Raw genomic sequence first — 23,680 nt, forward strand, 5'->3', positions numbered from 1 at the left:
GCTCTGGATCACGGGCCTCACCGCGCCTCTTGCCGGGTTTTCGGACACTGGGCATGGTCTTGTCGCCGGGGGCACTCTTCGGCCACTCCGGAGGCGGACAACGGCGCCCCACCGACGACCGATTGATTCTGGTTTGACGGGATGGTTCCGGGCGGTGCGTCTCGCGTCACACCTCGGACATCGGATCGAAACCTGAGCTGAGCGCGGTGTTCGCGGCGATATCTCGATTGTCGTGGCGTTCGCGGTTTCGAACGCAAACGTCGTCTGAAACGATCACCCTCGGCCTGCGGGGGTCGATGTATCGTCCATGGAGCGGTCACTTCTGAAGGGTGTATCCCGGTGAGTGGGCGCGCAACGGGTGGAGGGGACTGGGGGATCATGTTGCCGCGTGGGGCGAGGAATCACGATATCGACCGTGTCGGAGCGCACCCGTCGGCGGACTTACGGGTGCACTTGGGAGAAAATCCCTGGGGCGCGAGTCTCAAGGCAATTTCCGCGGCCACCGAGCAACTTCGTTACAGTCATCGGTATCCGGACGACGAACGAGGCGGCCTGGTCGAGGCAATCGCCCGTCGGTTCGAGGTCTCAGCGGACCGGGTGGCGGTGGGAAACGAGACCGATGAACTCGTCCTGCTGCTGACCCTGGCTCTACGGGACACCAGGCGAGCCGCCCTGGTGAATTCTGTCGGGTCCCCTACTTACGCGAAGGCATTGGAAGCAGCGGGACAACCGTACGAGGTCGTTCCCCTGGATCATTTCCGTGTTCCTGCGAAGGAAATCATCGAACGGATGCGATCGGGGGTGAGTATCTGTTTCCTCTCCCATCCTCACGATCCCACCGGCTCCGTGCTGGACAGACTGGACGTGGCGAATCTCTGCGCCGCCGCTCAATCCTCCGGAACTCTCCTCGTATTCGACGAGTCGTATGCCGAATTCGCCGACGAGAGTTTTTGTTCCGCACTGCCCTGGGCGACCGAGGGCAGTAATGTCTGTGTACTGCGCACATTTTCCAAGGCGTACGGTCTCGCATCGCTCGGTGTCGGATACCTTGTCGGCGACCCGGAGGCCGTGGGCAAGGTGGGTGTCATGCGCCGTGCCGTACCCCTCAGGGTCGGCCAGATTGCCCAGTCGGCCGCCGCAGCGGCTCTGGAGGACGGGGAGTTCCTCCGCCGGAGCCGGGTCAACAACGCCACGTCGAGGCGGCTTCTGCGTAGCTGCCTGGAGCGCCTGGGGCTGGCGTCTCTGCCCTCGCAGACGAACTTCGTGCTGACCCGGCTGCCGGACCCGAGCGAGCGGATCGTGCGTCACCTGTCGGAGCAGCGCGTCCTCGTCAGGGACACGGCCGACATGGGCCTGCCCGGGAATGTGCGCATCTCCGTCGGCCGCCCCGACGAGATCCTCCGGCTTGCCCGGCGTCTCAAGGACGCCCTGGCCGCAGCCGACCCGGCGACGGGGCTCGGCCGCGACCAGCCGTGAAGGCGGGTCTCCTCGGGGACCCCGAGGGACCGTGGGCGTCCTCGCAGGGCTCAGAAGATGACGCGCGCGTCCGACGCCACCCGACCCGACCTGGACTTCCTCAGGTCGCGGGTGATGTTCAGGCGCTTGAGCCACCGATCCGTGCCGTCGTAGCGCGGCTTGAAGGGGTTGCGGCCGTGCACCGCGCGGAAGTTGTCGATGAAGCAGATGTCGCCTGCTTCAAGGGTGACCTGCTGCAGGGACCCGTCGATGGCCTTGAACAGTTCGTCGAGGGCCTCCCGGGCTTCGAGGTCTCCGCTCACCGCGTCCATGTAGTACGGGTCGAGACGCATGTACGGCTGCCGGCGGTCGCCGTAGAGGACGGCAACCGGCTCCGGGGTGTCGATCATGCCTTGGAGCCACGTACGGGACCTCTCCACCAGTTCGGTGGTGGCTCCGGTCCGGTCGAGGACGTCAGGGTCCAGCTCCTCGAGATGCGAGTCGTCCGGCCGCAGGACGAACCGCGGGCTGAAGAGGAGGTCGACGCAGTCGTCGGACAGGGAAAGGCTCTCGCTCGACGCGTATGTGGTGCCGGTCATGTCGGGATTCCGCATGCACATCAGTGCGACGTAGTCGGTGCGGTAGGGGTGGAAGGCGTCCTCGGTGTGCCACTTGAGCTCGACCGTGCTCCCCCAGCCGACCTGGTCGGTCTCCCTGCCCTTGATCGGCACGACGTTGTGCAGGATGCGGCCGGCTTGCTGTGTGGCCCACCCGACGGGCTCGCCCAGGAGATATCCGCACAGCATGAAGAAGATTTCCTCCCGCAGCGCTGGGGACGGAGTGTCCACCTGGCTCCAGTGAGCCGGTGTCCGCCCGATCGCGGAGTCGTCGATCTCGTAGCCGGATATTCGGCAGATACTCGAGGGTTCCCTGAGCCGGAAGGAGTTGAGGCCGGCCCGAAGGTCCTCGGGCATACGGTGCGCGTACACTGCGACGTTGGCTAAGAATTCCGCGTCCTCGACCGTGCGGATCTCTTCTGCGATTTCATCGACAAGTTCTTTGACCTGGCTCAGTTCTGCGCTCGTCAAAGCTACCGTGTGCATAATCCTCATCCTTGCTGTGTGGTCCCGTGTTGTGTCTCCCGGCCCATGATGCTGCGCTCATGGCGCACTCGATCATGCAGTTCCACGTTAAGCAGATCCGGCGCCGCCAGTCAATCGCCTTTCTTATTCCTGATATTGAGCGGTCTGGTAGGTGCACGTTTCACGTAATTTACCACCGTGTGCCTGATTATCGATTCCATTAAATGTTCGAGTCATGCGGGGAGGGTTTCCTGAAGGGAGTTCATGCCGGAATGGCTGAAACTTGCTCCTGCATTGCAATGCTCCTCGTCTAGAGTCGTTTCATGATCTCCACCGGTCACATTCTGGCCTTTGCGGCAGCAGCCCTGTTGATCATCCCTGTGCCGGGGCCGAGTGTCCTGTTCGTCATAGGCAGGGCTCTTGCGCATGGGCGCAGGACCGCTCTGGTCGGTGTCCTGGGCAATGATTTCGGAACGTTCGTTCAGGCTGCCGCCGTAGCCCTGGGAATCGGCACTCTTCTGGAGAGGTCGGCGACTCTCTTCACCGTCGTGAAGCTTGCCGGCGCGGTCTACCTGATCTATCTCGGTGTCCAGGCCTTCCGGCGGCGACGGGTGCAGATCGAGTTGGGAGGCGGCGACGCCCCGGGAGGGGCTTGGCGCGCGGCACGCGACGGGTTTGTCGTCGGCGTCACAAATCCCAAGAACGTGATCTTCTTCACCTCGGCACTGCCGCAGTTCGTTGACCGGGACGGAGGGCATGCGCCGATTCAGATGCTCATTTTCGGAATGATCTTCGCGGTCATCGCGATCGTATGCGATTCGCTGTGGAGCCTTCTTGCCAGCAGTGCCCGTGCCTGGTTCGCCACCTCACCGCGCCGGCTGGAGACCGTGACCGGGGTCGGGGGGGCCTTCATGACGGGACTCGGCGTCGTCCTCATCGCCACCGCCACGGCAAGCTGACACTCTCCGTTGGGGATGGAGAGTGCGGAGTCCTCACCCGCCGGAATCCGACTCAGCTGGCTCTTTGCCGGACCCGCTCCGCTCGCGCAGGCGCTGGGCACCTTGATGCCGCCGTCGGCACGCGGCAGTACCGCCTCCGCCCCTTATAACGAGCGGGTCGCCTGCGGCCCCGAAGTCCCACGGGACAGCATCTCGGTCTCGATTGCGTCAAAGTGCTTCCAGTGACTGGTTCTCCTCACGCCTGTCGTTCGTCGGGTCTCGGAGACACATCTCAGCCACGTGGACATCCGGGTCCGGGGCTATTTAGATCGCCGTAGGAATGGACCGCGCCCTGATCCGCGGTTTCTGCGATCACCACCGCGACATCCTCGTCAGCCTGCGTACCTGCGGCTACTTCATGGCGGACGTCACTCGGACGCCGGCCTCCACAGCCGAGTCTCCGTGGCCCGCACCGACCCAGCAGGTCAGCACCCGGAAGGTCTGCACAGGCTTGCCAGTCACCGTCTCGAAACAGGAGCCTTGATGTGCCGCTCGCGAATGCGCCGCCACCCCTGACGAACCCTCTGGCCTGGGCTGCAGGAAAAGCGGCGGCACAGCGTGGGAAACGATCTCCATGGTTGGGGCTGCAGCACCTGCCAGCGCACTTTCGTCCTTGCCCACAACAGAAGCCCCTCAGGACTCAGACCTGAGGGGCTTCTTCGTGTCCGGTGTCGGCTTCGGTGATCCCCGTCTCGGGTGAGGACGATCACACGCTGTCGCCGTGCGCGTCGTACCGTGCGCGGCGGTCAGGCGGCGAGGCGCTCCGCCAGTTCCTTGGCCGCGTGCGTCGGTTCCAACGCGCAATGTCGCCTGCCTGACCCGGGCGCCCTTCCTATAGTTGCGGCATGGACCACGAGTTGGAGCGAGCCGCCGTCGTCGCACTCTTGCGGCGCGGGGATCGCACTTGGTCCGAACTCACCGACCAGATCGAGACTGTCGGGAGCGCGCGGACGTACTTGAGAACGCGCTCGATGCCTCTGGGCAGGGCGCCCTCTTTGATACCGAACCTGCCACGGACCTGGAGTCTGTCGCCGCCAAGATCGCTGCCTGGGAGCGCGAGGACATGCGGTTGGTGACGATCCTGGACGACAACTATCCGCTCTATCTGCGCCTGGTCCACCAGCGTCCGCCGTTCCTGTTCATGCGTGGTACGTCCATGCGTGACGATCTCCGAGTTGCCGTTGTCGGTACTCGTACCCCCACTCCAGAGGGCATCGCCCACACCCGCGCGATCGCGGGAGGGCTGGCCGAGCGGGGCGTCACGGTGGTCAGCGGCCTCGCTGCCGGGATCGATACGACCGCACACGGAGCAGCTCTCGCCGTCGGCGGCCGGACTGTCGCCGTCATCGGCACCGGCCTGCGGCGCTCCTACCCCGTGCAGAACGCCCGCCTGCAGCAGGAGATTGCCGAGCGGGGGCTGCTGCTCTCCCAGTTCTGGCCGGACGCCTCGCCTTCAAAGGCATCCTTCCCCATGCGCAACGCTGTGATGAGCGGCTACAGCTTGGCGACCGTCGTGGTTGAGGCTGCGTACCGCAGTGGAGCCCGCATGCAGGCCCGCCTCGCCTTGGAGCACGGTCGACGGGTTTTCCTCATGCGTTCTCTCATGACCCACGAATGGGCACGGGAGTACGCGACCAGGCCCAACACAACCGTCATCGACGGCCCTGACGACGTCTTCGGCGAACTCGACTCTCTCGTCCCCGCCACGGGCGAGCTCACCTGGGCTTAACCGGCGGACCTGGGTGGCATCCGTCGTCGGGCTGTCGGCCCGCTACGCCAACTTTCTCGTCCACCCCCTGTTGCCCGGCCCGGGTGTCTGACAGATCTGCCGCGGTCCGGCGAAGGCCGGCTACCCCACCTGCTGGCCGTGCCAACAGGCCAGCACCACCCTCGGCACGTGCGTCGCCGACGCAGTGGTTCCGGTGAGCCTGGCTCTCAAAGGCGAGCAGTCCGCCAACGAGTTGTGGCGCTACAAGAACGCCGCAGGCCCTCAGCAGCAGTACTTCCGGATGGGGCTCGCAGCCGTCCTGTGGCGCTTTCTTGCCCTGCACGGGGCCTGCATCGCAGCCCACTGTGCGGTCACCGGCTTTGACACCGTCACCACGGTCCCCAGCACCAGCGGCCGCCTGGACCGTCCCTTCCGCACTCTGGTCGCCGACATGGTCGGTGTCACCCGCAGCCGATCCTGGTGCTTGGGCGCCACCTCAACATCAGCTACGGCGACACCGCAGCACATGTCGAGCAGGCGCGACTCCGCCGGTTCGCCTGGGACGCGTGTGCGCTTCGGCCATGGAGCCACGCCTGAGTCGCGTGGAAGGCGGCTCTGCCTGCGGCTACCGACACGCAGTTCGCTGAGGTGAACCGAAGAAACGAATCACCTGGTCAGCGCACTACCTCTTGATCACTCAAGTCGGTGAACCCTCCAATCGGCCAGAAACATGATCGCGGCGACGGAGTTCTTTCGGCCGGAAGAGGTTCTCCACCGGAAGAGGATTGTTCATGGCTGCGCTGTATCGACCCAGGCTTTTCACGGATCTTGCTGCCGCGTGCGCACTTGTGCTGACGAGTTCCTCGGTGGCGGAGGCCGGTGCTGTCGGGTCGACTCCCGTCCGGACCTTCGAGTACAGCGTCGGCGGCATGGAGATGAAGGTTCCGACCGGCTGCTTGTTCACACACATCATCCGAGGCGGCGGGAAGAAGATCACCTACCAGAACGCGGGTGTCGACTGCGCCTTTGTCGGTGCGCTGAGCAGCGGGTTCTGTAACTGGCGGATCGACTTCACGTACGCCGACACCGACAACAGGACCTATCGGACCTCCCGAGGGCGGACGCACGACGAGTGCAAGATCGATCCGATGAGGAACAACTCTCCTCAGACGCTGCCTCGTTATGGAAAGGCGTGTGCACATCTCTACGTCAATGGGGTGCGGCGCGTGAGTCAGTGTCATCACATCACGAGGTGAGCCGTTCATGACCGATCAACAGCAGGGGCGGGGACCATTGGGGGAAGCGCGACAGCAGTCGGCTGGGGTCGCAGCATTCGCGGCGGGTTTTGTACTGACACTCGCCTTCTTCGCCTTCTTTCCCGGGCTTCCGCACGTCATCGACTGGGGGGCGATCGTCGTCGCCGTCCTGGTAGGAGCTCTCACCAGATGGATCTGCCGGTCCTGGATGGGAAAAAGGAGCAAGGCGGGCAAGTGAGTTCGGGCACAGGGATGCGGGCCGTCAAAAGGATCTCCGAGACCACCGAGAGCAGACGTCTTGTGGGTGCGGGGCACTCCGAGCCTTGCCTGACTCATAGGACCTGATCGTCACGTTCGTCCTTGCCCACAACAGAAGCCTCTCAGGTCTCGGACCTGAGGGGCTTCTTCGTGTCCGGTGCCGGCTTCGGTGATCCTCGTCTCGGGTGAGGACAACCACACGCTGTCGCCGTGCGCGTCGGACGGGGCCCTGCGGTCAGGCCGCGAGGTGCTCCGCCAGTTCCTTGGCCTTGGTGGCCGCGTCGCCGAGGGCGCGCTCGCGGGACGCCTCGTAGAGCGGGATCAGGTCGGACATCGCCGGGTTCCGCGGGGCCATGGTCAGCTCCGGGACGATGAACTCCACCTCCATCGCGAGGGTGGTGAAGACCGCGCTCAGATAGTTCTGCACGTACTCGGAGCCCTCGCGCGGGGTGCCCGGTCCGTAGGCGCCGCCGCGGCTGGCGATCACGGTGACCGGGGTGCCCTTGACCTTCGCGTCCTCCGTGCCCGCGGTGCGGCCGATGAGGATCACGTTGTCCAGCCAGGCCTTCAGGGTCGAGGGGATCGTGAAGTTGTACATCGGGGCGCCGATCAGCACCGCGTCCGCCTGCTCCAGCTCCTCTATGAGCTTCACGCGCTCGGCGAAGGCCGCCGCCTGCTCGGGCGTGTGCGTGGCCGGGTCGGCGAAGCCGGCGGTGTGGGCGTCGGCGGTGATGTGCGCGACGGGGTTCGCGGAGAGGTCGCGGTGGATCACCGTGCCCTCCGGGTGCTGTTCCTTCCAGGACGTGAGGAAGGCGTCGGCTACGGCGCGGGAGGCGGAGGCGCCGGTGGGGAACACGGACGAGTCGATGTGCAGGAGCGTGGCCATGGGGATCTCCGGGGGTCGGTGACTCTGTTTCAGTTACTAAGCTTTCGTACTTGACTATGAATAACACAGGTACTTACTTTTTTTCACCCCCGTACGGGAGGGCAGTACGCTGAGGGCATGGCGGTCGAGCAGAGTCATGACACGGGTGAGTGCAAGAAGGTCGACGACGGCATCACCCGTGTCTTCCAGCTGCTCGGCAAGCGCTGGACCGGACCGATCGTGGCCGTCCTGATGGGACAGCCCGTCCACTTCGCCGACCTGCGCCGGGCGATCCCGGGCATCAGCGAACGCATGCTCTCCGACCGGCTCACCGAACTCGGCGCCGCCGGGCTGCTCGTCCGCGAGGTCGACGAGGGACCGCCGCTGCGCGTCGCGTACCGGCTGACGGAGGCGGGCAGGGCACTGGAGCCGGCCCTTCGGGAGCTCGCTGCGTGGGCCAAGACGCATCTGCCGGAGGGGTGGCAGTCGGGCCGGTGCTGAGGCCGGTCCGGCGCGACGCGCCTCGGGCACCGTGGGTTTTCCACAGCCGCGGAGTTGTCCACAGGGTCTGACGCGTTCTCGCCACCGGCTGTACGGTCGTCGCGAGTTGATGTTCGTGCGGGTGTACGGGGGAGGCGGTCGGGATGACCGAGGCCGGAATCGGTGTGGGGCGCAGGCTGCCCGGGGTGCGGGGCTTCGCCGCGTGGCCCGTGGAGGGGTCGCCCAAGGAAGAGGGGAAGGCGCTGCGGGAGAGTGTCCCGCGCAGCGCGCACGCCGCTCTCGACCTGGACGGATCCCGCCCCGACGCGGTGACCGCGGTCGAGGAGTCGGGCCGCGGCCGCATCCCGGGGCTCACTCCGATACGGGTGGGCAGGATGGCGGCCACGCCCTTCGCGTTCCTGCGCGGTTCGGCCGGCCTCATGGCCTACGACCTCGCCCGCACCCCCATGACCCGGATCGGCGCCCAGATCTGCGGCGACGCCCACGCGGCCAACTTCGGCCTGTACGGCGACGCCCGCGGCGGCCTGGTCATCGACCTGAACGACTTCGACGAGACCGTGCGCGGCCCCTGGGAGTGGGACCTCAAGCGGCTCGCCGCCTCGCTGGTCCTCGCGGGCCGGGAGGCGGGTGCGGACGAGGACACCTGCCGTGCGGCGGCGCGCGACGCGGTGGGTTCCTACCGCCGCACCATGCGACTGCTGGCGAAGCTCCCGGTGCTGGACGCGTGGAACGCCATCGCGGACGAGGAGTTGGTCTCGCACGCCGACGCCCGGGACCTGCTCGGCACCCTGGAGCGGGTCTCCGAGAAGGCGCGGGGCAACACCAGCGGAAAGTTCGCGGCCAGGTCGACCGAGGCGGCCGAGGACGGCGGGCGCCGCTTCGTCGACGCCTCGCCGGTGCTGCGCCGGATCCCGGACGAGGAGGCCGCGGCGGTGGCGGCGGCCCTGGAGGAGTATCTGGACACGCTCTCCGAGGACCGCCTCCCGCTGCTCGCCCGGCACACGGTGCACGACGTCGCCTTCCGCGTCGTCGGCACGGGCAGCGTGGGTACCCGGTCGTACGTCGTGCTGCTCCTGGACCATCGCGGAGAACCGCTCGTCCTCCAGGTGAAGGAGGCCCGACCCTCGGTGCTGGTGCCGCATCTGCTGACCGCCGGGTTCGACGCGCCGCCGGTCGCGCACGAGGGCCGGCGGGTGGTGCTCGGGCAGAAGCGGATGCAGGTCGTCAGCGACATCCTGCTGGGCTGGACGACGGTCGACGGACTGCCGTTCCAGGTACGGCAGTTCCGCAACCGCAAGGGCAGCGTCGACCCGGCCGCCCTCGCCGCCGACCAGATCGACGACTACGGCCGGATGACCGGCGCCCTCCTGGCCCGCGCCCACGCGCACAGCGCCGACCCGCGCCTGGTCGCCGGCTACTGCGGCAAGAAGGACGAGCTGGACGAGGCGATAGCCACCTTCGCCGTCGCCTACGCCGACCGCACCGAGGCGGACCACGCGGAGTTGGTGGCGGCGGTGCGGTCGGGTCGGATCGCGGCGGAGCTGGGGGTGTAGGCGGCGCGCGGGCGGCGGGGCGGGGGCGGGGAGACGGGCGTACGGTCCGCCTCCGCGCCTTCCCGGGCACCGGCTCGGCCGATGCCCCGTCGCCGGTCGGGCCGTGGCCTACGCTGGTCGGGTGACGACCCCGGAAGCTGAGCAGACCCAGTCCGCGCCCGTTGGTGAACCGGCGCCGGAGCAGACGGGTGCCGAGGCGCCGTCCGCCGGTGGAGCCGCGGCGGGCGACGGTTCCGTGAGCGAGGGCACCGGGGACGGAGCGGCGCCCCGGCCCGAGGAGCGGCTGGAGCGGGCCGTGCGCGCCGCCGAGCAGGCGTTGATCGAGTACGAGATCGCGGTGGACACCTTCCGCATCGAGGTCGAGAACTTCTCCCGGCTGCACCACCAGAAACTCGGCCCGATGTACTCCCGGCTCGACGAGCTGGACGCGCGGATCGCCGAGGCCATGGCCGCCCGCACCGGCGATCCCGAGGACATCCGCAGGGCGGACGAGGCCCGGGCACGGGTGATGCCGATGCCCGCGGTCGAGGAGCTGTTCCACGGCTGGATGGACGGCGACGGCCTGTTCCCGGAGGCCGCGGCGATGCTCACGGACCAGCCGGTACGGCCCCCGCAGCGGGTGCGCCCCAGCGAGGAGGCCCGCAAGCTCTACCGCGAGCTGGCCCGCAAGGCCCACCCCGACCTGGCGCAGGACGACGACGAGCGCAAGCGCCGTGAGGAGTTCATCACCCGGGTCAATGCCGCCTACAGCCGCGGCGACGCCCCGCTGCTGCGGGAACTGGCCGAGGAGTGGGCCGCGGGACCGGCCCCGGCGGAGCGCGGCCCGAGCCCCAGCGAAGAGCTGTACGCCCGCCTGGAGTGGCTCGCCCACCGCAAGGAACTGCTCACGCTCGTCGCCCGGGAGTTGGAGGAGGGCGCCATCGGCTCCATGCTCCGGATCGCCCCGGACGACCCGGACCGTCTCCTCGAGGAGATCGCTGAGCAGTTGCTCGCCCAGGTCGCCGAGCGGGAGGCGGAGCTGGCGACGCTGCTCGGACAGCCGCACGCGTCGGAAGGCCCGTCGGGTAGCGTCGGGCCATGAGTTTCGGAGCTGGTGTGCCCACAGTCGAGGTCGGAGACCTCAAGGACGGCGACTTCCTGCTGGACGTCCGCGAGGACGACGAGTGGCAGGCCGGTCATGCCACGGGGGCGCTGCACATCCCCATCAGTGAATTCGTGGCCCGGTACGGCGAGTTGACCGAGGCCGCGCCTCAGGACGGCCGGGTCCACGTGATCTGCCGCTCCGGCGGGCGCTCGGCCCAGGTCACGATGTATCTGACCCAGCAGGGCATCGACGCGGTGAACGTGGATGGCGGCATGCAGGTGTGGGCGGCGGCCGGCCGACCCGTCGTCACGGACGAGGGTCAGCCGGGCTTCGTGCTGTAGCTGTAGCCGTAGCTGTCGGGAGCAATTGGGCGCCTAGCCGAGCGGGTGGGCCGCCAGCAGGTCTCCCAGTGCCTCCTCGTGTGCCGCCGCCGGGCCGAGCGACAGTTCCAGGTGCTTGGCCCAGGCGTGGTACCGGTGCAGCGGATACTCGGTGTCGGCGCCGAACCCGCCGTGCAGATGCTGCGCGGTCTGCACGACCCGTCGTGCCCCCTCCGAGGCCCAGATCTTCGCCACGGCCAGGTCCGCGGCGGCGGGCAGCGCGCCCGGTGCGCCCGAGGCGATGCGCCACGCGGCCTGCCACAGGGTGGCCTCCATCGCGCGCAGGTCGATGTAGCGGTCGGCGGCCTGTACGGCGACGGCCTGGAAGGTCGCGACGGGGAACCCGAACTGCTCCCGCTTGCTGGTGTACTCGCCGGTCATGCGCAGTACGGCCGTACCGAGCCCGAGGGCCAGCGCGCAGGTGCCGGCGGTCAGCAGATCGCGCAGCCACTCCCAGGCGCCGTCGGCGTCGATGACGTCGACCCTCGCGACCGGCACGGATTCCAGGCGCAGTTCGCCGAGCCGCTCGCCGGTGGTGGAGATCTGCTCGGCGAGTACGACGCCCTCCCGGTCCGGGGCGACCAGCGCGAGGACGGTGCGGTCGGCGTCCGTGTCGGCCGTGTGTGCCGGTACGACGACCAGGTCCGCGTTGTGCGCCCAGGGCACCGCCGTCTGTATCCCGTCCAGCAGCCACCGGTCGCCGTCCCGCCGTGCGGTCACGGCGAGTTCGGCCGGGTCGTGGCCGGTACGGCCGTGCGCGGCCACGGTCAGCACGAGGTCGCCGCGGCCGGCCCGGGTGAGCAGGGCGGACCTCAACTCCTCGCCGCCGTAGGCCTGTACGGCCGCCGCGGCCGCGCTGCTCTCCAGGAGCGGCACCCTGGCCAGCACCTTCGCGGACTCCCGCAGCACCAGGCACAGGGCGACGGCGTCCAGGCCCGCTCCGCCGTACGCCTCGTCGAGCAGCAGGCTCAGCAGGTCCGCGTCGGCGAGCCTGGCCCACAGCGCCCGGTCGAAGTCGTCGGCGACGGCGCCCGTGGTGTCCGCCGGACTGGGCACCCCGTCCGGTGCGACATCGGCGAACACCCCCGCCGCCGCCTCGGCCGCCGCCCGCTGCTCCTCGCTGAAGGTGAAGTCCACGGTCCCCTGCCCTCCCGCACGCACACCGGCCAACGGCCGGGCGTCCGACTGGATCTGACGGAGCGTCAAGATAGAACAGGTTCTAGAAGAAGGGAACGGTCGCACCTCCTGGGTGTGCGCCATGGGTATCCGCTGTCCGGGCACGGGTTGGCCGACCGATCGTTCGGTCCCGTTGTGTCATGGTGGGATGCGCCGAGGAGAGGTGTCAACGGCTGTGGATAACCTGCGGGCAGCCGCTGTGGACAACGTGTGTGGCCTGTGAGGCGGAGCACTGTGCCCGGGGCGTGCGCCTGAGTACCGTTCCGTGCGACAGCGGGGCGCGGTAGGCGTGGAGCGCCGCGGGGCCCTCCGGCCGGGCGGGAACGGTGGCCGGAAGACCGACGGGAATCGGAGACGGGGCGGAATGGACGCGAACGACGGAGGCTCGAACGCCCCCGAGGGGGAGCGGACGCCTGCCTCCGCGGGCGAGGGCCCGCGCCCGTCCTCCGCCCCCGATGGTCCGCACGTGCCCGCCCAGCAGCCCCCGCACGCCTCCCCGTCGCCGCCCTCGCCCGAGCCGCAGCCGCCGGCCTCCTCGGACGACCCCGCGTACCCCGACGCCCGTATCGGAGTCGCCGCGCTGTCCCTGCGCTATCAGGTCGGTGCCGCGCTGGCGGTCGCGGTCGTCGCGGTCGCCGCGCTCGTCCATCTCGGGATGGTGTTCCTGCATGTCGCGCCGTCGAACACGGTGACGAAGCAGCACGGCACGGCGATCGACGAATGGATCTACCCGGAGTTCGAGCAGAACTGGAAGCTGTTCGCGCCGAACCCGTTGCAGCAGAACATCGAGGTCGAGGTCCGCGCGGACGTCCGTACCGCCGACGGCTCGACCCGTACGACCGGCTGGTACGACCTGTCGGCCGAGGACGGCGCGGCCATCGACGGCAATCCGCTGCCGAGCCACACCGAGCAGAACGAACTCCGCCGGGCTTGGGACTTCCTCACCGCCACGCATGACGGCGACAACCGCCCGGTGGGCCTGCGCGGCACGCTCGCGGAGACGTATCTGCGGCGCATCGTCGTGCTGCGCCTGGGCCGGGACCACGCGGCCGGGCAGGGCGGTGTCGTCCAGCGCGTCCAGATCCGCTCCCGCACCACCAACGTGCCCCCGCCCGAGTGGAGTGACGAGAAGGTGTCGACCACCCCCGAGTACCGCGTGCTGCCGTGGTGGCCGGTGCCGGCGGACGAGGCCGCGGGAGGTGCCCGGTGAGCGGATTCGCCCCGACCGTCTCGCGCGGTATCTCCCGCGTCACCGAGTCGGCCCTCGGCCCCTACCAGAGCGCCGTGATCCGGATCGGCTTCGCCGCGACCTGGCTGCTGTTCCTGCTGCGCGAACTGCCGCACCGCCAGGAGCTGTACGGCCCCGATGGACCGTGGAGCTGGGACCTCGCCCGGCAACTGATCGCGGACAACGGCGCTTTCACGGCCCTGATGTGGTCGGACGGGCAGTTCTGGTTCGAGACGGTGTACGCGCTGGCCGTGCTGGCGAGCGTCCTGCTGCTGGTGGGCTGGTGCACCCGCACCATGTCCGTGCTGTTCATGGTCGGTGTCCTCTCGCTGCAGAACCGCAGCGTCTTCATGGGCGACGGCGGCGACAACGTCCTGCACCTCATGTCCCTGTACCTGGTGTTCACCCGTTGCGGCCAGGTCTGGTCCCTCGACGCGCGCCGGACCCTGCGCATACGGGAGGCACGCGCGCGTGGGGAGCGGATTCCGGATCGGGTCGGGCCCGTGCTGTGGGTCGTGCTCGGCGCCGCGCTCGTCGCGGTGACGGCGGGCAGCCGGTTCGACAGCGCCCTGTTCGTGCCGGTGCTCCTGTGGGGCGTGTGGCTGGCGCAGGCCCTGTGGTGGGCGGTCGGGCGGTACGCGAAGTCGTACGAGCCCAGGGTGCTGCTCGATGTCGTCGCGAACGTGATCCACAACGGCGCCCTGTTCGTGATCGCGAGCGAGGCCTGTCTGATCTATGCGACGGCCGGCTGGTACAAGATCCAGGGTTCCCGCTGGCAGGACGGCACGGCCGTCTACTACCCGCTCCACCTCGACTACTTCTCGCCCTGGCCCGCCCTCGCCGACCTGCTGGCCGGCAACGGCACGATGGTCATGCTGGTGACCTACGGGACCGTGATCGTGCAGGTCGCCTTCCCGTTCACGCTCTTCAACCGGCGCGTCAAGAACGTCCTGCTGGCCCTGATGATGACCGAGCACGCGGTGATCGCCGTGGTCCTGGGGCTGCCGTTCTTCTCCCTGGCGATGATCGCGACGGACGCCGTCTTCCTGCCGACGTCGTTCCTGCGCAGGCTGGGCGGACGGGTGGCACGCGCGCGTGGGCGGCTGGTCAAGGGCGGTGGTCCTACGCCCCCGGGGCGGCCCCTGGAGGAGCCGCGCGGGCCGGAGGACCCCGAGCACACACACGTAGGCTTCACGGCATGACCGACCCCGTAGCGGCCGCCTGGCACCGGCTCGCCGACGCCTCCGTGCTGCTCGACGGCTTCCACGCGCTCAAGCACGCGCTGCGCTTCGGGGCCGAGGTCCCGATGGCGGTCACCACGGACCGGCCGGCCGCCCTGGCCCTCGCCAGTGAGCTGGCCCCCGATGTACGGGAGACCCTGGACGCGCTGCTGACCGAGGTCCCGGAGGACGTCTACCGGTCCTTCGTGCCGCGTCCCCACCCCACCGCCGTGGCCGCCCTGGCCGTACGCCCCGCGCGCGAGGTCAACCTGGCGCGGCTCGGGCACACGCCCCGCAGCGCGCCCGTCGTGGTCCTCGACAACCCGCGCAACCTGGGCAACGCCGGGGCCGTGATCCGGCTCGCCGCCGGATTCGGGGTGACCGGTGTCGTCACCACCGGGACGCTCGACCCCTGGCATCCGACGGTCGTGCGCGCCGGGGCCGGGCTGCACTTCGCGACCGCCGTGGAGCGGCTGACCGTGGAAGAGCTACCCCCTGGGCCGGTGTTCGCCCTGGATCCGGAGGGCGACGACATTCGCGCGCTGAAGCTGCCGGACGACGCGGTGCTCGCCTTCGGCTCCGAGCGCAGCGGACTGTCGGCCGAACTACGCGCGCGTACCGACCACTTGGTGGCGCTGCCGATGCGCCCCCAGGTCTCCAGCTACAACCTCGCGACCAGTGTGGCCATGACGCTGTACCACTGGAGTGCCACCGGGGGCGCGCCGCTCGTCTCCTAGGACACCGCTTACGCGTCCCGGCGGATCTCGACGACCCTGAAGCGGTTGGCCACGAACGCGCCGTCGCACAGCGCCGCGTTGGCCGCCGGGTTGCCGCCCGAGCCGTGGAAGTCGGAGAACGCGGCCGTCTGGTTGACGAACACCCCGCCGGTCAGGTTCAGCGAGAGCTGGGCGGCCTCTTCCAGGCAGACCTCCTCGACGGCCCGCTCGACCTCCTCGTCGGTGGTGTACGCGCCGACCGTCATCGCGCCCTTCTCACGGACCGTGCGCCGCAGCAGCTCCACGGCGTCGGATGCCGAGTCGACGGCGACGGCGAAGGAGACCGGTCCGAAGCACTCGCTCATGTAGGCGGCCTCGTCGTCAGGCTTGGCTCCGTCCAGCTTCACGATCACCGGGGTGCGGACGACCGCGTCCGGGAAGTCCGGGTTGCTGATCTCCCGTGAGGCGAGGGCGACTTCACCGAGTCCGGAAGCCGCCTCCAGGCGGGCCTTCACGTCCGGGTTGACGAGCGCGCCCAGCAGGCCGTTCGCGCGGACGTCGTCGCCGAGGAGGCCGTCCACGGACCGCGCGAGGTCGGCGACGACCTCGTCGTAGGACCGGGGGCCGTCCTCGGTGCGGATGCCGTCCCGGGGGATCAGCAGGTTCTGCGGGGTGGTGCACATCTGGCCGCTGTACAGCGACAGGGAGAACGCCAGGTTGGACAGCATCCCCTTGTAGTCGTCGGTCGACTCCACGACCACCGTGTTGACGCCGGCCTTCTCCGTGTAGACCTCCGCCTGGCGGGCGTTGGCCTCCAGCCAGTCGCCGAAGCCGGTCGAGCCCGTGTAGTCGATGATCCGGATCTCGGGGCGGGTGGCGAGCGTCTTGGCGATGCCCTCACCGGGGCGCTCGGCGGCCAGCGCCACCAGGTTCGCGTCGAAACCGGCCTCGGCGAGCACCTCGCGGGCGATCCGCACCGTGAGCGCGAGCGGCAGCACCGCGCGCGGGTGGGGCTTCACCAGGACCGCGTTGCCGGTGGCGAGGGAGGCGAACAGGCCCGGATAGCCGTTCCACGTCGGGAAGGTGTTGCAGCCGATGACCAGGGCGGTGCCGCGCGGCACCGGGGTGAACCGCTTGTCCATCACGAGCGGGTCGCGCTTGCCCTGGGGCTTGGTCCACTCCGCGGTGCCGGGCGTGCGGACCTGCTCCGCGTACGCGTACGCCACCGCCTCCAGACCGCGGTCCTGGGCGTGCGGGCCGCCCGCCTGGAACGCCATCATGAAGGCCTGGCCGCTGGTGTGCATGACCGCGTGGGCGAACTCGTGCGTCCGGTCGCTGATCCGCTTGAGGATCTCCACACAGACCACGGCACGCACCTCCGCGCCCGCGTCCCGCCAGGCCCGCTGCCCGGTGCGCATGGCCGGCAGCAGGACGTCGAGATCCGCGTGCGGGTACGTCACGCCCAGCTCGATGCCGTACGGCGACACCTCGCCGCCCACCCAGTCGTCCGTGCCGGGCTGGCCGAGGTCGAGGCGGGTGCCCAGGAGCGCGTCGAAGGCGGCCTTGCCCGCCGCCGCGTCCAGGCTGCCGTGCTCGCCGTAGGCCTTCGGGTGCTCGGGGTGCGGGGACCAGTACGCGCGCGTGCGGATGGCTTCCAGCGCCTGGTCGAGTGTGGGCCGGTGCCGGGCGATCAGCTCGTGCGCGGTCGGTTCGGCGGCCATGCGGGACCAACTCCTCGTCTCAAGAACTCGTCTGCGAGTTCATGACCTGGGCAGAAACATGGGCGGAAACAGGCGGTCAGAGTTAGAGTAACCGAACGATCGGTCGGGACAAGGGGGTCCGCCGCATCTGTGGAAAACCCCGTGCGGGAGGATCGCGCACATGACAGCACTGGACCTCAGCAGCCCCGTGGCCGTCGTCGGCACCGGCACCATGGGCCAGGGCATCGCCCAGGTCGCGCTGGCCGCGGGCCACGTCGTGCGGCTCTACGACTCCGTCCCGGGGCGGGCCGAGGACGCCGCCGCCGCGATCTGCGGCCGCCTCGACCGGCTGGTCGAGAAGGACCGGCTCGGCGCCGCCGACCGGGACGCGGCACGCGACCGTCTGTTGCCCGCCGAGGCGCTGGCCGACCTCGCGGACTGCACCCTGGTCGTCGAGGCCGTACTGGAGCGGCTGGACGTCAAACAGCAGTTGATGCGCGACCTGGAGGACGTCGTCGGCGAGGACTGTCTGCTCGCCACCAACACCTCGTCCCTGTCGGTGACGGCCATCGGCGGCGCCCTGCGCAACCCCGGCCGCTTCGTGGGCCTGCACTTCTTCAACCCGGCCCCGCTGCTGCCGCTCGTCGAGGTCGTCTCCGGGTTCGCCACCGACGTCACGTCGGCCACGCGCGCGTACGAGATGTCGCGCGCCTGGGGCAAGACCCCGGTGGCCTGCGCGGACACCCCCGGCTTCATCGTCAACCGCATCGCCCGGCCCTTCTACGCCGAGGCCTTCGCGGTCTACGAGGCGCAGGCCGCCGACCCGGCCACCATCGACGCGGTGCTGCGCGAGTCCGGCGGCTTCAGGATGGGCGCCTTCGAACTGACCGACCTCATCGGGCAGGACGTCAACGAGTCGGTCACGCACTCCGTGTGGCAGTCCTTCTTCCAGGACGTGCGCTTCACGCCCTCGCTCGCCCAGCGCCGCCTCGTCGAGTCCGGGCGCCTCGGCCGCAAGACGGGGCACGGCTGGTACGACCACGGCGACGACGCCGAGCGGCCCGAGCCGCACACCGCGGAACCGGCCCAGGCGCCCGCGTACGTCGTCGTCGAGGGCGACCTGGGCCCGGCCGCCGAGCTGGCCGCGCTGATCCGCGAGGCGGGCATCGTCGTCCGCGAGGAGGAAGAGGACCACGGCACGCGCATGGTGCTGCCCGGCGGCGGCCAACTGGCGCTCGCCGACGGACAGACCTCCGTCGAGTTCCGGGATGTCGTCTACTTCGACCTCGCCCTCGACTACCGCAGGGCCGGCCGCATCGCCCTGTCCGCCTCCCAGGACACCGCGTCGCAGACCCTCTCCGAGGCGATCGGCCTCTTCCAGGCGCTTGGCAAGGACGTCAGCCTCATCGGCGACGCCCCCGGGATGATCGTCGCCCGCACGGTGGCCCGGATCGTCGACCTGGCGCACGACGCCGTCGCCAAGGGCGTCGCCACCGAGGAGGACATCGACACCGCGATGCGCCTGGGCGTCAACTACCCTCTGGGCCCGTTCGAATGGAGCCGCAGGCTCGGCCGGAGCTGGGCCTACGACCTCCTGGACGACCTGCACCTGCGTGATCCGTCGGGACGGTACGCGCCGTCCCTCGCGCTCTACCGCCACGCGTACGCCACCGAGAAGCGGGAGGGCACCCCATGACCACCGCCAAGCGCGATTCGTACACCCCGGAGACCCTGCTCTCCGTGGCCGTCCAGGTCTTCATCGAGCGCGGCTACGACGGCACCTCCATGGAGCACCTCGCCAAGGCGGCCGGTATCTCCAAGTCGTCGATCTACCACCACGTCACGGGCAAGGAGGAGCTGCTGCGCCGCGCCGTCAGCCGCGCCCTGGACGGCCTCTTCGGGATCCTCGACGAGGAGCACGCGCGCGTGGGGCGCGCCGTCGAGCGGCTGGAGTACGTCGTACGGCGCATGGTGGAGGTGCTCACCTCCGAGCTGCCGTACGTGACGCTGCTGCTGCGGGTGCGCGGCAACACCGACACCGAGCGGTGGGCCCTGGAGCGGCGCCGCGACTTCGACCACCGGGTGGCCGATCTGCTGAAGGCCGCGGCGGCGGACGGCGAGGTGCGCGGTGACGTGGAGGTACGGCTCGCGACCCGGCTCGTCTTCGGGATGATCAACTCCATCGTGGAGTGGTACCGGCCCGACAGCCGGGGCATGGGCGAGCGCGAAGTGACCGACGCGGTGGCCCGGTTGGTGTTCTCCGGGCTGCGCAGCCAGAGCTGAGTCAGGTCAGCTCTGGGGCTCCAGGTCCTCCTCCTCGAAGACCAGCAGGGTGCGCGAGCTGAGCACCTCGGGGATCGCCTGGAGCCGGGTGAGCACCAGCTCGCGCAGCGCCCTGTTGTCCGGTGTGTGCACCAGCAGCAGGACGTCGAAGTCGCCGCCCACCAGCGCGATGTGCGAGGCGCCGGGGAGCAGCCTGAGCTGCTCGCGGACCGTGCGCCAGGAGTTCTGCACGATCTTCAGGGTGATGTACGCCGACGTGCCCTGACCCGCCCGCTCGTGGTCGACGCGGGCGCCGAAGCCGCGGATGACACCGTCCTCGATGAGGCGGTTGATCCGCGCGTAGGCGTTGGCGCGGGAGACATGCACGCGTTCGGCGACCGACCTTATCGACGCGCGGCCGTCCGCCTGGAGCATCTGGAGGATGTCCTGATCGATGGCGTCGAGCGGACGCGGGGGCGGCAGGGCGCTGCCGGCCTCCGGGCCCTCGGCCATTTGTTCAGGTGCCATGTCCCCCCGCCTCCCTACCATGGACGTACTGCGTTCATTTCAGGTTGTGGAGAACCGTTTGTCCACAGCCCGGAGGTGCCTGTAGCCAAAATGCGCCGACGACCGAACAATCGGTAGGGAGACGCCGAACGTCCGAGGCGCCTCTCCGAGCCACTCCCACGAGGAGGTGCCGTCATGACGGTCATGGAGCAGCGGGGTGCCTACCGGCCCACACCGCCGCCCGCCTGGCAGCCGCGCACGGACCCCGCGCCGCTGCTGCCCGACGCCGCGCCGTACCGCGTGCTCGGCACCGATGCGGCCGCCCAGGCAGACCCCGCGTTGCTGCGCCGGCTCTACGCCGAGCTGGTGCGCGGCCGCCGGTACAACGCGCAGGCCACCGCCCTCACCAAGCAGGGCCGACTCGCCGTGTACCCCTCCAGCACCGGCCAGGAGGCCTGCGAGGTCGCCGCCGCGCTGGTCCTTGAGGAGCAGGACTGGCTCTTCCCCAGCTACCGCGACACGCTCGCCGCCGTCGCCCGCGGCCTCGACCCCGTGCAGGCCCTCACCCTGCTGCGCGGCGACTGGCACACCGGCTACGACCCGCGCGAGCACCGCATCGCCCCGCTGTGCACCCCGCTCGCCACCCAGTTGCCGCACGCCGTGGGCCTCGCCCACGCGGCCCGCCTCAAGGGCGACGACGTGGTCGCGCTCGCCATGGTCGGCGACGGCGGCACCAGCGAGGGCGACTTCCACGAGGCGCTGAACTTCGCCGCCGTCTGGCAGGCCCCGGTCGTCTTCCTCGTCCAGAACAACGGCTTCGCGATCTCCGTCCCGCTCGCCAAGCAGACCGCGGCCCCGTCGCTGGCCCACAAGGCCGTCGGCTACGGCATGCCCGGCCGCCTGGTCGACGGCAACGACGCGGTCGCCGTGCACGAGGTCCTGGCCGACGCCGTACGGCACGCGCGCGAGGGCGGCGGTCCCACGCTCGTCGAGGCGATCACCTACCGCATCGAGGCCCACACCAACGCCGACGACGCCACCCGCTACCGGGGCGACACCGAGGTCGAGACCTGGCGCGCGCACGACCCGATCGCCCTCCTGGAGCACGAGCTGACCGAGCGCGGGCTCATCGACGACGACGGCATCCGGGCCGCGCGCGACGCCGCCGACACCGTGGCCGCCGAACTGCGCGCGCACATGAACCAGGACCCGGTGCTCGACCCCATGGACCTGTTCGCCGATGTGTATGCCGAACCCACTCCCCAACTGCGCGAACAGCGCGAACAGTTGGCGGCGGAGCTCGCGGCCGAGCGGGAGGGGACGCACTCATGACCACCGTCGCCCTCAAGCCCGCCACCATGGCGCAGGCCCTCACGCGCGCGCTCCGCGACGCCATGGCGGCCGACCCCACCGTGCACGTCATGGGCGAGGACGTCGGCATCCTCGGCGGAGTCTTCCGGGTCACCGACGGACTCGCCAAGGAGTTCGGCGAGGACCGCTGCACGGACACCCCGCTCGCCGAGGCCGGCATCCTCGGCACGGCCGTCGGCATGGCGATGTACGGCCTGCGCCCGGTCGTGGAGATGCAGTTCGACGCGTTCGCCTACCCGGCCTTCGAGCAACTGATCAGCCACGTCTCCCGCATGCGCAACCGCACCCGCGGCGCCATGCCCCTCCCGATCACCATCCGCGTCCCCTACGGCGGCGGCATCGGCGGCGTCGAGCACCACAGCGACTCCTCCGAGGCGTACTACATGGCGACCCCGGGCCTCCATGTCGTCACCCCCGCCACGGTCGCCGACTCCTACGGCCTGCTGCGCGCCGCCATCGCCTCCGACGACCCGGTCGTCTTCCTGGAGCCCAAGCGCCTGTACTGGTCGAAGGACTCCTGGAACCCCGACGACCCGTCACCGGTCGAACCGATCGGCCGCGCGGTCGTGCGCCGCCCCGGCCGCAGCGCCACGCTCATCACCTACGGCCCGTCCCTGCCCGTCTGCCTCGAAGCCGCCGAGGCGGCCCGGGCCGAGGGCTGGGACCTCGAAGTCGTCGACCTGCGCTCCCTGGTGCCCTTCGACGACGAGACGGTGTGCGCGTCGGTACGGCGTACCGGCCGCGCCCTCGTCGTCCACGAGTCGGGCGGCTACGGCGGCCCGGGCGGGGAGATCGCGGCCCGCGTCACGGAGCGCTGCTTCCACCACCTGGAGGCGCCGGTACTGCGCGTCGCCGGGTTCGACATCCCGTATCCGCCGCCGATGCTGGAGCGGCACCACCTGCCCGGCGTCGACCGGATCCTGGACGCCGTGGGCCGCCTGCAGTGGGAGGCCGAGAACTGATGGCACAGGTACTGGAGTTCAAGCTTCCCGACCTCGGCGAGGGCCTGACCGAGGCGGAGATCGTGCGCTGGCTGGTCCAGGTCGGCGATGTCGTCGCCATCGACCAGCCGGTCGTCGAGGTCGAGACGGCCAAGGCGATGGTCGAGGTCCCCTGCCCCTACGGCGGCGTGGTCACGGCCCGCTTCGGCGAGGAGGGCACCGAACTGCCCGTCGGCGCCCCCCTGTTGACGGTCGCGGTGGGGGCACCGGCCGCCGACCCGGAGACCGGTACCGAGACCGAGGGCTCGGGGAACGTGCTGGTGGGTTACGGCACCGGGGCGCCTCCGGCGCGGCGGCGCAGGGTGCGGCGGATGGCGGCGGATGTCGTGACCTCGGTGGCGGACGCCCCCGCCGCCGGGACAGGCAGTCGCGGCGACGGTCCCGTACCCGTCATCTCGCCCCTCGTACGACGGCTCGCGCGGGAGAACGGCCTGGAACTGAGGGAATTGACCGGTTCAGGGCGGGACGGGCTGATCCTGCGGGCGGACGTCGAGAAGGCGCTCCGCGCGGCGGCGGCGCAGGAGGCGACCGCACAGGAGGCGACACTCCTCCCTCCGGCAACGGTCCCCACCGCCCCGGCCGCGCCCCCCACCGCCACGACCACCACCACCTTCACCGACGGAGTCACCACCGCCGTCAGCGACGGAGTCACCCGCACCCCCCTCCGCGGCATCCGCGGTGCCGTCGCCGACAAGCTCTCCCGCAGTCGCCGCGAGATCCCCGACGCGACCTGCTGGGTGGACGCCGACGCCACGGAACTGATGCGCGCCCGCGCGGCCATGAACGCCGTAGCGGGGCCGAAGGTCTCCGTCCTGGCGCTCTTCGCCCGGATCTGCACGGCCGCGCTGGCCCGCTACCCCGACCTCAACTCCAGCGTGGACATGGACGCGCGGGAGGTCGTCCGGTTCGACCGGGTCCACCTCGGCTTCGCCGCCCAGACCGAACGCGGCCTCGTCGTGCCGGTCGTACGGGACGCCCACACACGTGACGCGGAGGCGCTGAGCGCGGAGTTCGCCCGGCTCACCGAGTCGGCCCGGGCCGGCACGCTGACGCCCGCCGATCTCACCGGCGGAACCTTCACGCTGAACAACTACGGGGTGTTCGGCGTCGACGGCTCCACGCCGATCATCAACCACCCCGAGGCGGCCATGCTCGGCGTCGGCCGGATCGTCCCCAAGCCGTGGGTGCACGAGGGCGAGTTGGCGGTGCGCCAGGTCGTCCAGCTCTCGCTCACCTTCGACCACCGGGTGTGCGACGGCGGCACGGCGGGCGGCTTCCTGCGGTATGTGGCGGACTGTGTGGAACAGCCGGCGGTGCTGTTGCGCAACCTGTGATCACGGCGGCCCGCACACGTTCCCT

22 protein-coding genes are annotated in these 23,680 nt (G+C 69.9%); 17 read left to right on the forward strand and 5 right to left on the reverse strand.

From position 1 onward, the window contains the following. Positions 1 to 447: 447 nt before the first annotated feature. A complete protein-coding gene (locus tag ABZT04_RS34400; protein ID WP_356061237.1) occupies positions 448 to 1,476 on the forward strand; it encodes a histidinol-phosphate transaminase in 1,029 nt (342 codons plus the stop codon). Positions 1,477 to 1,526: 50 nt separating this feature from the next. Here ABZT04_RS34400 and gntD read toward each other — a convergent pair whose 3' ends face one another. Beyond that, positions 1,527 to 2,567: a guanitoxin biosynthesis L-enduracididine beta-hydroxylase GntD gene (gene gntD, locus ABZT04_RS34405; RefSeq protein ID WP_356061239.1), complete on the reverse strand. Its 1,041-nt coding sequence runs from the start codon at positions 2,565 to 2,567 to the stop codon at positions 1,527 to 1,529. 293 nt (positions 2,568 to 2,860) lie between these two features. Here gntD and ABZT04_RS34410 point away from each other — a divergent pair, with 293 nt between their 5' ends. The 4 genes from ABZT04_RS34410 (at position 2,861) to ABZT04_RS34425 (ending at position 6,737) form a co-directional block, all read left to right on the forward strand. Further along, entirely contained in the window at positions 2,861 to 3,496 is a 636-nt protein-coding gene (locus tag ABZT04_RS34410; RefSeq protein ID WP_356061241.1) for a LysE family translocator, read from the forward strand. Between the two features lie 1,102 nt (positions 3,497 to 4,598). Then, positions 4,599 to 5,264, forward strand: a complete 666-nt coding sequence (locus ABZT04_RS34415; RefSeq protein ID WP_356061243.1) for a DNA-processing protein DprA — start codon at positions 4,599 to 4,601, stop codon at positions 5,262 to 5,264. Between the two features lie 770 nt (positions 5,265 to 6,034). Then, positions 6,035 to 6,499, forward strand: a complete 465-nt coding sequence (locus tag ABZT04_RS34420) for a hypothetical protein (RefSeq protein ID WP_356061245.1) — start codon at positions 6,035 to 6,037, stop codon at positions 6,497 to 6,499. A gap of 7 nt (positions 6,500 to 6,506) precedes the next feature. Continuing rightward, a complete protein-coding gene (locus ABZT04_RS34425) occupies positions 6,507 to 6,737 on the forward strand; it encodes a hypothetical protein (RefSeq protein ID WP_356061247.1) in 231 nt (76 codons plus the stop codon). A gap of 255 nt (positions 6,738 to 6,992) precedes the next feature. On the opposite strand, the gene ABZT04_RS34430 is transcribed toward ABZT04_RS34425, so the two are convergent. Beyond that, positions 6,993 to 7,643, reverse strand: coding sequence for an NAD(P)H-dependent oxidoreductase (locus tag ABZT04_RS34430; RefSeq protein ID WP_356061249.1), 651 nt, complete (start codon positions 7,641 to 7,643; stop codon positions 6,993 to 6,995). A gap of 117 nt (positions 7,644 to 7,760) precedes the next feature. Here ABZT04_RS34430 and ABZT04_RS34435 point away from each other — a divergent pair, with 117 nt between their 5' ends. The 4 genes from ABZT04_RS34435 (at position 7,761) to ABZT04_RS34450 (ending at position 11,101) form a co-directional block, all read left to right on the forward strand. Then, positions 7,761 to 8,123: a helix-turn-helix domain-containing protein gene (locus ABZT04_RS34435; RefSeq protein WP_356061251.1), complete on the forward strand. Its 363-nt coding sequence runs from the start codon at positions 7,761 to 7,763 to the stop codon at positions 8,121 to 8,123. A 143-nt stretch (positions 8,124 to 8,266) separates the two neighbouring features. Further along, the gene (locus tag ABZT04_RS34440; RefSeq protein ID WP_356061253.1) at positions 8,267 to 9,676 is read left to right on the forward strand and encodes a DUF2252 domain-containing protein; all 1,410 of its coding nucleotides are present in this window, start codon (positions 8,267 to 8,269) and stop codon (positions 9,674 to 9,676) included. A gap of 235 nt (positions 9,677 to 9,911) precedes the next feature. Beyond that, the gene (locus ABZT04_RS34445) at positions 9,912 to 10,757 is read left to right on the forward strand and encodes a J domain-containing protein (RefSeq protein ID WP_356061325.1); all 846 of its coding nucleotides are present in this window, start codon (positions 9,912 to 9,914) and stop codon (positions 10,755 to 10,757) included. Between the two features lie 14 nt (positions 10,758 to 10,771). Then, positions 10,772 to 11,101, forward strand: a complete 330-nt coding sequence (locus ABZT04_RS34450) for a rhodanese-like domain-containing protein (protein WP_356061327.1) — start codon at positions 10,772 to 10,774, stop codon at positions 11,099 to 11,101. Positions 11,102 to 11,134: 33 nt separating this feature from the next. Here the strand turns inward: ABZT04_RS34450 and ABZT04_RS34455 are convergent, their stop codons facing one another. Beyond that, positions 11,135 to 12,277, reverse strand: coding sequence for an acyl-CoA dehydrogenase family protein (locus ABZT04_RS34455; RefSeq protein ID WP_356061328.1), 1,143 nt, complete (start codon positions 12,275 to 12,277; stop codon positions 11,135 to 11,137). A gap of 403 nt (positions 12,278 to 12,680) precedes the next feature. Between ABZT04_RS34455 and ABZT04_RS34460 the strand changes: the two genes are divergently transcribed. Genes ABZT04_RS34460 through ABZT04_RS34470 form a run of 3 tightly spaced genes read left to right on the forward strand, consistent with a single transcriptional unit; the run spans position 12,681 to position 15,501 of the window. Next, positions 12,681 to 13,526 carry a DUF5819 family protein gene (locus ABZT04_RS34460; RefSeq protein WP_356061255.1) on the forward strand — a complete coding sequence of 282 codons (846 nt, stop codon included), beginning with the start codon at positions 12,681 to 12,683 and terminating at the stop codon, positions 13,524 to 13,526. After that, positions 13,523 to 14,746: an HTTM domain-containing protein gene (locus ABZT04_RS34465; protein WP_356061257.1), complete on the forward strand. Its 1,224-nt coding sequence runs from the start codon at positions 13,523 to 13,525 to the stop codon at positions 14,744 to 14,746. The genes ABZT04_RS34460 and ABZT04_RS34465 overlap by 4 nt, the downstream gene beginning before the upstream one ends. Beyond that, a complete protein-coding gene (locus tag ABZT04_RS34470; RefSeq protein WP_356061259.1) occupies positions 14,743 to 15,501 on the forward strand; it encodes a TrmH family RNA methyltransferase in 759 nt (252 codons plus the stop codon). Before ABZT04_RS34465 ends, ABZT04_RS34470 begins: the two co-directional genes overlap by 4 nt. Positions 15,502 to 15,509: 8 nt before the next feature. Here the strand turns inward: ABZT04_RS34470 and paaN are convergent, their stop codons facing one another. Next, complete coding sequence (gene paaN / locus ABZT04_RS34475; protein ID WP_356061261.1) at positions 15,510 to 17,201, reverse strand: phenylacetic acid degradation protein PaaN; 1,692 nt, start codon at positions 17,199 to 17,201, stop codon at positions 15,510 to 15,512. Positions 17,202 to 17,361: 160 nt separating this feature from the next. Here paaN and ABZT04_RS34480 point away from each other — a divergent pair, with 160 nt between their 5' ends. Beyond that, the gene (locus ABZT04_RS34480; protein ID WP_356061263.1) at positions 17,362 to 18,876 is read left to right on the forward strand and encodes a 3-hydroxyacyl-CoA dehydrogenase; all 1,515 of its coding nucleotides are present in this window, start codon (positions 17,362 to 17,364) and stop codon (positions 18,874 to 18,876) included. Beyond that, positions 18,873 to 19,463, forward strand: coding sequence for a TetR/AcrR family transcriptional regulator (locus ABZT04_RS34485; RefSeq protein ID WP_356061265.1), 591 nt, complete (start codon positions 18,873 to 18,875; stop codon positions 19,461 to 19,463). The genes ABZT04_RS34480 and ABZT04_RS34485 overlap by 4 nt, the downstream gene beginning before the upstream one ends. 6 nt (positions 19,464 to 19,469) lie before the next feature. On the opposite strand, the gene ABZT04_RS34490 is transcribed toward ABZT04_RS34485, so the two are convergent. After that, positions 19,470 to 19,955 (reverse strand): Lrp/AsnC family transcriptional regulator, encoded by a 486-nt coding sequence (locus ABZT04_RS34490; protein WP_356061329.1) that lies wholly within the window; start codon positions 19,953 to 19,955, stop codon positions 19,470 to 19,472. Between the two features lie 189 nt (positions 19,956 to 20,144). On the opposite strand from ABZT04_RS34490, the gene pdhA reads away from it, so the two are divergent. From pdhA to ABZT04_RS34505, 3 genes are read left to right on the forward strand one after another with little or no spacing between them, the layout of a single operon-like run. After that, the gene (pdhA, locus tag ABZT04_RS34495; RefSeq protein WP_356061267.1) at positions 20,145 to 21,281 is read left to right on the forward strand and encodes a pyruvate dehydrogenase (acetyl-transferring) E1 component subunit alpha; all 1,137 of its coding nucleotides are present in this window, start codon (positions 20,145 to 20,147) and stop codon (positions 21,279 to 21,281) included. Beyond that, the gene (locus tag ABZT04_RS34500) at positions 21,278 to 22,282 is read left to right on the forward strand and encodes an alpha-ketoacid dehydrogenase subunit beta (protein ID WP_356061269.1); all 1,005 of its coding nucleotides are present in this window, start codon (positions 21,278 to 21,280) and stop codon (positions 22,280 to 22,282) included. The genes pdhA and ABZT04_RS34500 overlap by 4 nt, the downstream gene beginning before the upstream one ends. After that, complete coding sequence (locus tag ABZT04_RS34505) at positions 22,282 to 23,655, forward strand: dihydrolipoamide acetyltransferase family protein (protein ID WP_356061271.1); 1,374 nt, start codon at positions 22,282 to 22,284, stop codon at positions 23,653 to 23,655. The genes ABZT04_RS34500 and ABZT04_RS34505 overlap by 1 nt, the downstream gene beginning before the upstream one ends. Positions 23,656 to 23,680 lie beyond the last annotated feature (25 nt).

It is taken from the genome of Streptomyces sp. NPDC005492, assembly GCF_040605995.1.
GTDB lineage: Bacteria > Actinomycetota > Actinomycetes > Streptomycetales > Streptomycetaceae > Streptomyces.

Excerpts from the sequence above, each read along its gene's own strand:
- pdhA (WP_356061267.1), top strand. The coding sequence starts at position 20,145 with ATGACGGTCATGGAGCAGCGGGGTGCCTACCGGCCCACACCGCCGCCC.
- ABZT04_RS34480 (WP_356061263.1), top strand. The coding sequence starts at position 17,362 with ATGACAGCACTGGACCTCAGCAGCCCCGTGGCCGTCGTCGGCACCGGC.
- ABZT04_RS34415 (WP_356061243.1), top strand. The coding sequence starts at position 4,599 with ATGCGGTTGGTGACGATCCTGGACGACAACTATCCGCTCTATCTGCGC.
- ABZT04_RS34435 (WP_356061251.1), top strand. The coding sequence starts at position 7,761 with ATGGCGGTCGAGCAGAGTCATGACACGGGTGAGTGCAAGAAGGTCGAC.
- ABZT04_RS34500 (WP_356061269.1), top strand. The coding sequence starts at position 21,278 with ATGACCACCGTCGCCCTCAAGCCCGCCACCATGGCGCAGGCCCTCACG.
- ABZT04_RS34490 (WP_356061329.1), bottom strand. The coding sequence starts at position 19,955 with ATGGCCGAGGGCCCGGAGGCCGGCAGCGCCCTGCCGCCCCCGCGTCCG.
- ABZT04_RS34430 (WP_356061249.1), bottom strand. The coding sequence starts at position 7,643 with ATGGCCACGCTCCTGCACATCGACTCGTCCGTGTTCCCCACCGGCGCC.
- ABZT04_RS34505 (WP_356061271.1), top strand. The coding sequence starts at position 22,282 with ATGGCACAGGTACTGGAGTTCAAGCTTCCCGACCTCGGCGAGGGCCTG.
- ABZT04_RS34485 (WP_356061265.1), top strand. The coding sequence starts at position 18,873 with ATGACCACCGCCAAGCGCGATTCGTACACCCCGGAGACCCTGCTCTCC.
- ABZT04_RS34425 (WP_356061247.1), top strand. The coding sequence starts at position 6,507 with ATGACCGATCAACAGCAGGGGCGGGGACCATTGGGGGAAGCGCGACAG.
- ABZT04_RS34460 (WP_356061255.1), top strand. The coding sequence starts at position 12,681 with ATGGACGCGAACGACGGAGGCTCGAACGCCCCCGAGGGGGAGCGGACG.
- ABZT04_RS34470 (WP_356061259.1), top strand. The coding sequence starts at position 14,743 with ATGACCGACCCCGTAGCGGCCGCCTGGCACCGGCTCGCCGACGCCTCC.
- ABZT04_RS34440 (WP_356061253.1), top strand. The coding sequence starts at position 8,267 with ATGACCGAGGCCGGAATCGGTGTGGGGCGCAGGCTGCCCGGGGTGCGG.
- paaN (WP_356061261.1), bottom strand. The coding sequence starts at position 17,201 with ATGGCCGCCGAACCGACCGCGCACGAGCTGATCGCCCGGCACCGGCCC.
- ABZT04_RS34420 (WP_356061245.1), top strand. The coding sequence starts at position 6,035 with ATGGCTGCGCTGTATCGACCCAGGCTTTTCACGGATCTTGCTGCCGCG.
- gntD (WP_356061239.1), bottom strand. The coding sequence starts at position 2,567 with ATGAGGATTATGCACACGGTAGCTTTGACGAGCGCAGAACTGAGCCAG.
- ABZT04_RS34410 (WP_356061241.1), top strand. The coding sequence starts at position 2,861 with ATGATCTCCACCGGTCACATTCTGGCCTTTGCGGCAGCAGCCCTGTTG.